Raw genomic sequence first — 9,451 nt, forward strand, 5'->3', positions numbered from 1 at the left:
GGGGCTACTCCGCCGGCTTGAAGCCGTCTTGCCAGGTCAGGAAACGCGCCGACACCGAAGCCAGCAGCCAGTCGGTCAGCTTGCCCAGGATGGCGAAGGCGGTGATGGAGGCCAAGATGGTGGCCGGGCGACCGGTCTGTTGACCATCGACCAGCAAGAAGCCCAAGCCCTGCTCGGCCCCCATGAACTCGGCGGCGACCACGAACATCCAGCCCAGACCAAGGCCCGAGCGCAGGGCGATGACATAGGTGGGCAGAGTGGCCGGCAGCAGGATGCGGGTGATCATCTCTTGGTGGCTGAAACGGAAGATGCGCCCGACCTCGACCAGCTTGCGATCGACCCCCAGGATGGCCCCGGACAGCGCCAGATAAATGGGAAAGAACACCCCCACCGCGATCAGGATCACTTTGGAAGTCTCGAAGATGCCGAACCACAGGATGAACATGGGCACCCAGGCGATGGACGGAATGTTGCGCAACGCCTGCAACGACGGGTCGATCAGCCGGCGGACGCTGGTCCAATAACCGCTGACCGCGCCCAACAAGGTGCCGGCGGCAACGCCGAAGACAAAGCCCAGGCCGACCCGTTGCAAGGTGGCGAGGATGTGGCCGGTCAATTCGCCCGATTTGGCCAGATCGGCCAGGGTCAGGAAAATCCTGGACGGCGTCGGCAGCAGCCGACCGTCCGACCACTTCAGCGCCACCGCCACTTCCCAGGCCAAAGCCAGGGTCAGCGGCAGGATGAAGCCGATCAGCCACTTGCCGCCCGAACCGGTGGAGGTTCGGGCGGCGTTTTCGACGGTTTGCTCTGTGCTCACTTGATCCCCAACTTGGTGACGAAAGAAGAATCCACCAGACCAGCGGCGACGGCGGCGACGTTGACATCGGCGGCGATCACCCCAGCCTGCTGCAAGGCGATACCGGCGCCCTCGATGGTCTTCTTCTGCGTGTCGCCGATGGCGGCGGTGGACAGGTCGGTCCGCTCCAACTGGCGGGCGGCAACGGCGTCGGTCAGCTTGGCCTGGGTGGCGATGATCTGCTTCAACTCGCCCGGATTGTTGATGGCGAAGGCGCGGGCCTTCTCATACACCTGCAACACCTTGGACACCAGTTCCGGATGATCGGCGGCGAAATCCTCGCGGGTATTGAGCACACCCCAGGTGTTGATGTCGGCATTGCGGTAGAACAGCTTGGCGCCGTCATCCAACTCGGCTTGCGCCATCAGCGGATCCAGACCGGCCCAGGCATCGACGTCACCCTTGGACAGGGCCAGACGACCGTCCTGATGCTGCAACAGCACCACCTTGACGTCCTTTTCGGTCAGGCCGTTTTCCGCCAGGGTGCGGATCAGGAAGATGTGCGGGTCGGTGCCACGGGTGGCGGCGATGCGCTTGCCCTTGAGGTCGGCGACCTTGCTGATGGCGGACGAGCCCTGGGTCACCAGCGCCGTCCATTCCGGCTTGGAATAGACATAGACCGACTTCACCGGGTTGCCGTTGATGCGGGCCAGCAAGGCGGCGGCACCGGCGGACGAACCGAAATCCAAGCCCTTGGCATTCAAGAATTCCAACGCCTTATTGGAGCCCAGCGACTGCACCCAGCGGACCTTGATGCCGTCCTTCTTCAACTCTTCTTCCAGCCAGCCCTTTTCCTTCAGCACCAGGCTGACCGGGTTGTAATAGGCGAAATCGATCTTCAACTCGTCGATCTTGTCGGCGGCATGGGCCTGGGCCGACAAGCCCAACAAGATGGCGGCGGCGGTACCGGCACGGCGCAGGAAGGAAGTCAGGGCCATCGGGCTCTCCTATATAACATATATTAATGGTTAATTTCTCTGAATTCACACTGACACTGCGTGTTTGCGTTGTCAATAGTATACAGAGCGAGTGGTTTTATGTGCTGATGGTCTGGAGCGACGGACCACCGACGGCACCCTTCCACCCTGCCCTGGTCGAGGGCCATCGCCACGCGCTATCATCGCGTTCTCGGCTGGCGCCACAGCGCCGTCATGGAAAGACACGATGGCCCGTAATATCCTCATCCTCGGCGGCAGCACCGAAGCCTATGCCCTGGCCCGTGAACTGGCTGATCGGCCCGACATACGGGTCATCTCATCGCTGGCCGGACGTACCGGCACTCCCCGCCTGCCGGCGGGTGACGTCCGCATCGGCGGCTTCGGTGGGGCAGATGGGCTGGCGGCCTACCTCCGCGACAACCACATCGACGCGGTCGTGGATTGCACCCATCCCTTCGCCGCCCGCATGGGATGGAATGCGGCCCAAGGCTGTGCGACAATGGATGTGCCGCTGCTGCGGCTGGAACGCCCGGCCTGGGTGCGTCAGCGCGGCGATTTATGGGACGAGGTGGCGGACTGGACCGAGGCCGCACCCCTGGTCGGAACACGCTCGAAACGGGTTCTGATGACGGTGGGCCGGCAGGAATTGGAGCCGTTCGCCGGTCTGGATCATGTGTGGTTTCTGATCCGCTCGGTCGAGATGCCCGATCCCATGCCCCCCTTCACTCAAGCCGAAATCCTGTTGGCGCGGGGACCGTTCGCCTATGAGGAAGAGCGTGAGCTGCTGATCACGCGAGGCATCGACACCATCGTCTGCAAGAACAGCGGCGGCCCCACCGACGCCAAACTGGCCGCCGCCCGCGCGTTAGGCATACGGGTCGTCATCAAAACCCGCCCGTGCCGCCCAGACACACCCAAGGCCGCCGACGTCGCCGAGGCTCTTTGCTGGCTAACCCCGATCTGCGCTTGAACGGGGATGGCGGCAATCAAATCGGCGTCGTGTGACTGCTGCCCGCCAGCCTCCCTTTACGGTCGAACACCAGCACGTCCACCTGGACCGGAGCGCCATCCAGAACGCCTTGGGCCACTCGGACAGCTTCGGCAGCGATGGCGTCGCCCAGCGGCAGCCCGACCGCTTGCGCCAGTTCCAGCACCTCCAAGGCGGTGTTGGCCATCTCGGCACGGCCAACGATATCCTCGGCCGCGCCCAGGACGCGCAGGTGACCGGACAACCAGGGCAAATCCACCTGAGACCGCTTGGAATGCAAGTCCATGGCCCCCGCCGCCAGCTTGGACACCTTGGCGAAACCGCCGGCGACGGTAACGCGGGCGACGGGGTGGCGCCGCAGGTATTTCAGCATGCCGCCGACAAAATCGCCCATGTCGATCACCGCTTCCGGGGACAGGCCGGTCAATGCCAGGGCCGCCTTTTCCGAGGTGTTGCCGACGCTGGCCACCACATGGGTCACCCCGGTGGCCCGCGCCACGTCGATGCCACGCTGGATGGAGTGAATCCAGGCCGAGCAGGAATACGGCACCACCACCCCGGTGGTCCCCAATATGGAAATACCGCCCAGGATGCCCAGGCGCGGGTTCCAGGTGGCCAGGGCCAGCTTGTCGCCACCCGGCACGGAAATCTCGATCTCGATATCGGCGGACTGACCCAGGTTTTTGGCGATCGCCACCACTTCGGCGCTCATCAAGCGGCGCGGCACCGGGTTGATGGCCGGTTCGCCCGGCGACAGCGGCAGCCCCGGCTTGGTGACGGTGCCGATTCCGAACCCGGCGCGGAAGACGATGCCGCTGCCCGGTTCTCCCCGCCGCAAGGTGGCGATGATGGTGGCGCCGTGGGTGACGTCGGGATCGTCGCCGGCATCCTTGATCACCCCCGCCCGCGCCCAGCCATCGCCTTGTTCCGCCAAGGCCAGGGCGAAGCTGGGCGTTTCGCCGCGCGGCAAGGTAATGGTCACCTGTTGCGGGAACGCCTCGCCGAACAGGGCCAGGCACGCGGCTTTGGCGGCAGCGGTGGCGCAGGCGCCGGTGGTCCAGCCGGATCGCAGGTTTTTGCCGTCTTCGATATCGCTCATCGTACCACCGCCATCACCCCGGAATGGCGTAGGTGGCGGTGGCATGCGCCACCATCTCGTCGCTGTCGGCGGCAATCAGTTCGATGGCCGACACCGCCAGCCGTCGCCCCATCTTCAGGATTTTGGCCTCGGCGAGGATCGCCGATGATCCCGGCATGCGCAAAAAATTCATGTTGAGGCTGGTGGTCACCGCCATTTCCTGGCGCCCGATCACCGTCAGCACCACCGCCCAGGCGGCGACGTCGGCCAAGGTCATCAGCGCCGGGCCGCTGACCGTGTCCACCGGACGGGCCAAAGCCGCGGAAAACGGCATCAACAGCCGCGCCTCGCCCTTGGACAGCATGGTGGCATGAATGCCGATATTGGCGGCCATGGGTACCTTGATGATGAAGTCCTGGTTGAATTCCTCGACGCTGATGGCGGTCATGAAACCCTCTTGCTTATTGAACGACTGATCGTTTCCGGGTCACACTGTGCCCCCGAATGAGTGACGAAAACAAGGGAGCCCCGATGTCCACCGCCAGCGAAGCCATGGTCCTGCTGTCCACCGAAGACGGTATCGCCACCCTGACCCTGAACCGTCCGCAGGCCCGCAACGCCTTGTCGGTGGCGATGATGACCGAGATCGAGGCCGCCCTGGACCGGCTGGCCGGCGATGCCTCGGTCAAGGTGGTGGTGCTGGCCGCCAACGGCCCGGCCTTTTGCGCCGGCCACGACCTCAAGGAAATGCGCTCGCTGCAAGGGCGTGAGCCGGTGGCGGCGGTGTTCGCCCAATGCTCGCGCATGATGAAGGCGATCGTGCGTTTTCCCCGCCCGGTGATCGCCCGCGTCCACGCCATGGCCACCGCCGCCGGCTGCCAGATCGTCGCCTCGTGCGATCTGGCAGTGGCTGCCGACAATGCCCAATTCGCCACGCCCGGCGTCAATATAGGCCTGTTCTGCTCGACCCCCATGGTGGCGCTGTCGCGCAATGTGGGGCGCAAGCAGGCCATGGAAATGCTGCTGACCGGCCATGCGGTGAATGCGGCCACCGCCGCCGCCTGGGGGCTGATCAACCGTGCCGTGCCGGCTGAGAAGCTGGACGAGACGGTGGATGGCTTCGCCCGCCTGATCGCGTCGAAATCACCGCACACCTTGAAGGTCGGCAAAGAGGCCTTCTATGCCCAGGTTGAAATGGGCCTGGACGATGCCTATGACTATGCCGCCCAGGTGATGACCGAGAACATGCTGGCCCGTGACGCCGCCGAAGGGATCGACGCCTTTCTCGGCAAGCGTCATCCGGTCTGGCAGGGCTGCTGATACCGTGATGGTTGCCTGAGGGCGCCAGTCTTTGTAAAACGGTTCCCATCCCCGCCAAGACGGGGGCAGTGCGTCCATGGGGGGCGGCAACCGGGGTGAGTGTCGCCCCACGGCAACAGGAACGATCCATCGTGTCCACGACCACGCCAGACGAGACTTCGGAAACGCCTGCGCCCTTGCCGCAAAGCGTCGGCGCCACCTTGCGTCATGCCCGCAGCCAGACCGGCAAGAGCTTGGCCGAGGTCGCCTCCATGCTGCGTATCCGCCAGCCTTATCTGTTGGCCCTGGAAGAGGGACGGCACAAGGATCTGCCCGGCGGCGCCTATGCCATCGGCTTCTTGCGCACCTATTCCGAATTCCTCGACCTGGACGGCGAGGAAATGCTGCGCCGGTTCCGGGCCGAGGCCTCGGGCGATTTGCACCCGCGCTCGGAACTGGTGTTCCCGTCGCCGGTCTCCGAGGGCCGCATCCCCGGCGGTGCCGTGCTGTTCGTCGGCCTGCTGCTGGCCGGAATCGCCTATGGCGGCTGGTACCTGCTGTCGTCGCGCGACACCTCGGTGGCCGAAATGGTCCCGGCCCTGCCCGATCGCCTGACCTCGGTGCTGAACCGCCCGGCCAATGTCACCGCCGAGCCGCAACCGGCGAAAAAGGCGCCTGAGCCGGTCAAACTGAACGAACCGGCAAACCTGACCCCGGCCAAGGAAACCGAAGTGGTGCCGCCGGCTGAGGAGGAAGAGGCCAAGCCCAAGCCTGTCGAACCAAGTCCGCCCCCGGTCACCCCCCCGGCCCCCGCGAAGGTCGAGCCCGTGAAGGCGGAACCCGTGAAAGCGGAACCCGCCAAACCGGAACCCCCTAAGCCGGAACCCGTGAAGGCGGAACCCGTGAAGGTCGAAACACCCAAGCCGGTCGAACCGACCAAAGTGGAACCGGCCAAGGTCGAACCGCCTAAGGCCGAGCCGCCCAAGGCCGAAGCCACCAAGCCGTCGGTCGATCATGGCGATTCCCGCGTGGTCCTGACCGCTGCCGGCGACGATTGCTGGATTCAGGTGCGCGAGATGGACGGCCAATTGCTGATGAGCCGACTTTTGCGCAAGGGCGACGCCTATGCCGTCCCCAATCGCCCCGGGCTAACCCTGATGGTTGGCAATGCCGGTGCCCTGGACGTGGCGGTGGACGGCAGGAAGGCCCCGGCCCTGGGCGCCGCCGGTCAGGTTCGTCGCGACATCCGCCTGGACCCGGACAAGCTGTCCGGCGGCTGATCAGCGAGTCCAGCGCCGGGCCGCGTCGTCGTCCTCATCCTTGGCCGCCACCCATTGGTCGCCCTGGTCGGTGTGCTCGATCTTCCAGAACGGCGCCTTGGTCTTCAGCCAGTCCATCAGGAAGTGGCAGGACTGGAACGCCGCCTCGCGGTGGGACGAGGCGGTGGCGACCAGGACGATGCGCTCGCCCGGTTCCAACCGGCCATGGCGATGGATGATCAGCACCTCGTGCAGCGGCCAGCGGTCGCGAGCCTCGGCCTCGATGGCCGCCAATTGACGTTCGGTCATGCCGGGATAATGTTCCAGGGTCATGGCGCTGACCCCCGCCCCCTGGCCCGGATGGTCGCCGAGATAATCGCGCACCAGCCCGAGGAACATGCAGATGCCGCCGACCTTGCCGTTACCGGCACTAAAGGCGGCCAGTTCGGCGCCGGGGTCGAAATCCTCGGCCTGGACCCGGATCATGACCTCAGCCTCCGGTCACGGGCGGGAAGAAAGCCACCTCGTCGGCGGGTTTGATCGGATGATCCCAACCGACATAATCCTGGTTGACGGCGACGCGCACCAGCTTCAGGTCGGCGAAGGCCTGGGCATGGCCGTCCGAACGGGTCTTCAGCCATTCCACCAGGGCGCCGGTGGTGGTGACGTTTTCCGGCACCACCAGAATTTCCTCACCCACACCGACCTTGGCCCGCAGCCAGGCGAAATACAGCACGTTCATCGCAGCACCTCGGCGAAGGAAACGAAATCCAAAAGGGCACCGGGGGCGACGTCGCCCATATCTTCCGGCACCGCCACCAGACCTTCGGCCCAGACCATGGACGACAACACGCCCGAACTTTCCACCGGGAATTTCTCGGCCCACAACTGACCGTCGCGGTTGACCACGCGGGCACGCAGCCATTCGCGCCGCCCCGGCTTGCGGCGGAAACTGAAATCGGCGCGCACCGGCACCATCAGCGGGGCGCACTGGCGCAAGCCCATCAGCCGCAGCAGCAGGGGCCGAGCCAACAGCATGAAACAGACCATCACCGCCACCGGATTGCCGGGCAGGCCGATGAAGGTGCGGCCCTTGATCTCGCCCAAAGCCACCGGCTTGCCCGGCTTGATGGCCAGACGCCAGAAATGCAAGGCCCCCAGAGTTTCTACCGCCGCCTTGACGTGGTCTTCGTCGCCCACCGACACCCCGCCCGAGGTCAGGATGACGTCATGGTCCAGTGCCGCCTTGTCCAGGGCGGCGATGATCGCCGCGCGGTCGTCGGCCAGGATGCCCAGATCGGTGACCTCGATGCCCAGCGCACGCAGCAAGGCGCCGGCGGTGAAGCGGTTGGAATCATAGATGCCGCCCGGCGGCAATGGGCTGCCCGGCGGATTGATCTCGTCACCGGTGGAAAACACGGCGGCGCGCAGCGGGCGATAGACACGAAGGGCGGTGCGACCCACCGCCGCCGCCAGACCGATCTCTTGCGGGCGCAGACGGCTGCCGGTGTAGAGCACGGTGGCGCCATGAGCCACGTCCTCGCCGGCATGGCGCCAATTAGCGCCCGGCTTCAGGCTGGTCGGCACGGTCACCACATCGCCGTCGACACTGCAATCCTCCTGCATGGCGACGCAATCGGCGCCCTGGGGCATCATCGCCCCGGTGAGGATACGGATGCACTCCCCCGCGCCCACCACGCCGTCGAAGGGATGGCCGGCGGCGGAGCGCCCGACCCGGCGCAGGCGCCCATCGGCGGGCAGCCCCGCCAGGGCGAAGGCATAACCGTCCATGGCCGAATTGGCGAAGGCCGGCACATCCAGCGGCGACACCACATCCTCGGCCAGCACCCGGCCCAGGGCATCGGGCAAAGCCACCACCTCGGTCAGGCCCAGGGGCTGGACCCGGCTTTCCAACAAGGCAAGGGCCTGTTCGACCGAAATCATCGTGTCGCCGGCATCATAGGCCATGGCTAGAATCCTAGGTTTTTCAGGATGAAACGGGTAATCGCCCCGGCATCGTCCAGATCCAGCAAAGGCCGGTCCAGGCCGTCGGGCTGGTCGGGGGAGGCCACCGCCACCACCTGCGGGTCATCGGGGAAGAACGGCGGCTTGCCGACGGCCTGCCGCCACACTTCGATGCGCGGATGTGGCCATTGGCGGAAGCCTTCGACCAGCACCAGATCGACCGCGCTCATGCGCGCCAACAGCTGGTCCATGGTGAATTCCGGCTCGTCGCGGTATTCGTGCATCAAGGCCCAGCGCTTGGCCGAGGCCACCAGCACTTCCTTGGCCCCGGCCTCGCGGTGCAGGTACGAATCCTTGCCCGGCTTATCGGCGTCGAAACCGGCATTGGCCTGCTTGATGGTCGACACCGTCAGGCCCTTGGCCGTCAACAGCGGCACCAGCTTGACCATCAGCGTGGTCTTGCCGCTGCCCGAATGGCCCGAAAGGCCGAAAATCTTCATTTCGTCGGCCCGGTCAGGTGTTTGAGACCGGAGCGCAGATAATCCCAGCCGGTGATCATGGTCAGGGCGGCGGCCACCCACAAAAAGCCCTCGCCGATTGCCTGCACCGGGATCATGGCCGGACCGGCTTGGCCCACCAGCAGCACCGGCAGCGCCACCATCTGGAAGCCGGTCTTCCACTTGGCCAGCCGGGTCACCGGCATGCCGACACGGATTTCCGCCAGAAACTCACGCAGGCCCGACACCAATATCTCGCGCAACAAGATGACCAGGGCCGGCAGTTCGCTCCACTGGCTGACCCGGTCGAAGGCCACCAGCATGAACAAAACGGCGGCGACCAGCAGCTTGTCGGCGATGGGGTCGAGGAAGCGGCCGAAGGCCGACACCTGATTCCACGACCGCGCCAACCAGCCGTCGAACCAATCGGTGATGGCGGCGGCGACGAACAGGGCGCAGGCGGCCCAATGGGTCCAGGCGCCTTCGATGTAGAAGGTCAGGATGACCAGGGGGATCACCACGATCCGCGACAAGGTCAAGAGGTTGGGCAGACTGGTCAGCATGGGCGGGA

The 9,451-nt window shown here is 65.5% G+C and carries 12 protein-coding genes; 3 read left to right on the forward strand and 9 right to left on the reverse strand.

All coding sequences use genetic code 11. From position 1 onward, the window contains the following. Window positions 1–4: 4 nt before the first annotated feature. Window positions 5–817 (reverse strand): ABC transporter permease, encoded by an 813-nt coding sequence (locus MGMSRV2_RS13725; protein WP_024080965.1) that lies wholly within the window; start codon window positions 815–817, stop codon window positions 5–7. Beyond that, window positions 814–1,794 (reverse strand): aliphatic sulfonate ABC transporter substrate-binding protein, encoded by a 981-nt coding sequence (locus MGMSRV2_RS13730; RefSeq protein ID WP_024080966.1) that lies wholly within the window; start codon window positions 1,792–1,794, stop codon window positions 814–816. Before MGMSRV2_RS13730 ends, MGMSRV2_RS13725 begins: the two co-directional genes overlap by 4 nt. A 226-nt stretch (window positions 1,795–2,020) precedes the next feature. Here MGMSRV2_RS13730 and MGMSRV2_RS13735 point away from each other — a divergent pair, with 226 nt between their 5' ends. Further along, window positions 2,021–2,764 carry a cobalt-precorrin-6A reductase gene (locus tag MGMSRV2_RS13735; RefSeq protein WP_024080967.1) on the forward strand — a complete coding sequence of 248 codons (744 nt, stop codon included), beginning with the start codon at window positions 2,021–2,023 and terminating at the stop codon, window positions 2,762–2,764. A gap of 16 nt (window positions 2,765–2,780) precedes the next feature. Here MGMSRV2_RS13735 and MGMSRV2_RS13740 read toward each other — a convergent pair whose 3' ends face one another. After that, window positions 2,781–3,881 carry a cobalt-precorrin-5B (C(1))-methyltransferase gene (locus MGMSRV2_RS13740; protein ID WP_024080968.1) on the reverse strand — a complete coding sequence of 367 codons (1,101 nt, stop codon included), beginning with the start codon at window positions 3,879–3,881 and terminating at the stop codon, window positions 2,781–2,783. 13 nt (window positions 3,882–3,894) lie between these two features. Beyond that, a complete protein-coding gene (locus tag MGMSRV2_RS13745) occupies window positions 3,895–4,308 on the reverse strand; it encodes a PaaI family thioesterase (protein WP_024080969.1) in 414 nt (137 codons plus the stop codon). Window positions 4,309–4,391: 83 nt separating this feature from the next. On the opposite strand from MGMSRV2_RS13745, the gene MGMSRV2_RS13750 reads away from it, so the two are divergent. Then, window positions 4,392–5,180 carry an enoyl-CoA hydratase gene (locus MGMSRV2_RS13750; RefSeq protein ID WP_024080970.1) on the forward strand — a complete coding sequence of 263 codons (789 nt, stop codon included), beginning with the start codon at window positions 4,392–4,394 and terminating at the stop codon, window positions 5,178–5,180. 131 nt (window positions 5,181–5,311) lie between these two features. Next, complete coding sequence (locus MGMSRV2_RS22215; RefSeq protein WP_024080971.1) at window positions 5,312–6,439, forward strand: helix-turn-helix domain-containing protein; 1,128 nt, start codon at window positions 5,312–5,314, stop codon at window positions 6,437–6,439. On the opposite strand, the gene MGMSRV2_RS13760 is transcribed toward MGMSRV2_RS22215, so the two are convergent. From MGMSRV2_RS13760 to pgsA, 5 genes are read right to left on the reverse strand one after another with little or no spacing between them, the layout of a single operon-like run. Beyond that, window positions 6,440–6,904: a molybdenum cofactor biosynthesis protein MoaE gene (locus MGMSRV2_RS13760; protein ID WP_024080972.1), complete on the reverse strand. Its 465-nt coding sequence runs from the start codon at window positions 6,902–6,904 to the stop codon at window positions 6,440–6,442. 4 nt (window positions 6,905–6,908) lie between these two features. Then, window positions 6,909–7,160: a molybdopterin converting factor subunit 1 gene (gene moaD, locus MGMSRV2_RS13765; protein WP_024080973.1), complete on the reverse strand. Its 252-nt coding sequence runs from the start codon at window positions 7,158–7,160 to the stop codon at window positions 6,909–6,911. After that, on the reverse strand, window positions 7,157–8,386 hold the full coding sequence (moeA, locus tag MGMSRV2_RS13770) for a molybdopterin molybdotransferase MoeA (RefSeq protein WP_024080974.1): 1,230 nt from the start codon (window positions 8,384–8,386) through the stop codon (window positions 7,157–7,159). Before moeA ends, moaD begins: the two co-directional genes overlap by 4 nt. A 2-nt stretch (window positions 8,387–8,388) precedes the next feature. Further along, a complete protein-coding gene (gene mobB / locus MGMSRV2_RS13775) occupies window positions 8,389–8,883 on the reverse strand; it encodes a molybdopterin-guanine dinucleotide biosynthesis protein B (protein WP_024080975.1) in 495 nt (164 codons plus the stop codon). Then, a complete protein-coding gene (gene pgsA / locus MGMSRV2_RS13780) occupies window positions 8,880–9,443 on the reverse strand; it encodes a CDP-diacylglycerol--glycerol-3-phosphate 3-phosphatidyltransferase (RefSeq protein ID WP_041633640.1) in 564 nt (187 codons plus the stop codon). The genes mobB and pgsA overlap by 4 nt, the downstream gene beginning before the upstream one ends. Window positions 9,444–9,451: the final 8 nt, after the last annotated feature.

It is taken from the genome of Magnetospirillum gryphiswaldense MSR-1 v2, from assembly GCF_000513295.1.
Taxonomy (GTDB): Bacteria; Pseudomonadota; Alphaproteobacteria; order Rhodospirillales; family Magnetospirillaceae; genus Magnetospirillum; species Magnetospirillum gryphiswaldense.

Bases quoted from the DNA above. Each gene is read 5' to 3' on its own strand.
- MGMSRV2_RS13730 (WP_024080966.1), bottom strand. From the start codon at position 1,794: ATGGCCCTGACTTCCTTCCTGCGCCGTGCCGGTACCGCCGCCGCCATC.
- MGMSRV2_RS13735 (WP_024080967.1), top strand. From the start codon at position 2,021: ATGGCCCGTAATATCCTCATCCTCGGCGGCAGCACCGAAGCCTATGCC.
- MGMSRV2_RS13740 (WP_024080968.1), bottom strand. From the start codon at position 3,881: ATGAGCGATATCGAAGACGGCAAAAACCTGCGATCCGGCTGGACCACC.
- MGMSRV2_RS13745 (WP_024080969.1), bottom strand. From the start codon at position 4,308: ATGACCGCCATCAGCGTCGAGGAATTCAACCAGGACTTCATCATCAAG.
- MGMSRV2_RS13750 (WP_024080970.1), top strand. From the start codon at position 4,392: ATGTCCACCGCCAGCGAAGCCATGGTCCTGCTGTCCACCGAAGACGGT.
- MGMSRV2_RS13760 (WP_024080972.1), bottom strand. From the start codon at position 6,904: ATGATCCGGGTCCAGGCCGAGGATTTCGACCCCGGCGCCGAACTGGCC.
- moaD (WP_024080973.1), bottom strand. From the start codon at position 7,160: ATGAACGTGCTGTATTTCGCCTGGCTGCGGGCCAAGGTCGGTGTGGGT.
- moeA (WP_024080974.1), bottom strand. From the start codon at position 8,386: ATGGCCTATGATGCCGGCGACACGATGATTTCGGTCGAACAGGCCCTT.
- mobB (WP_024080975.1), bottom strand. From the start codon at position 8,883: ATGAAGATTTTCGGCCTTTCGGGCCATTCGGGCAGCGGCAAGACCACG.
- pgsA (WP_041633640.1), bottom strand. From the start codon at position 9,443: ATGCTGACCAGTCTGCCCAACCTCTTGACCTTGTCGCGGATCGTGGTG.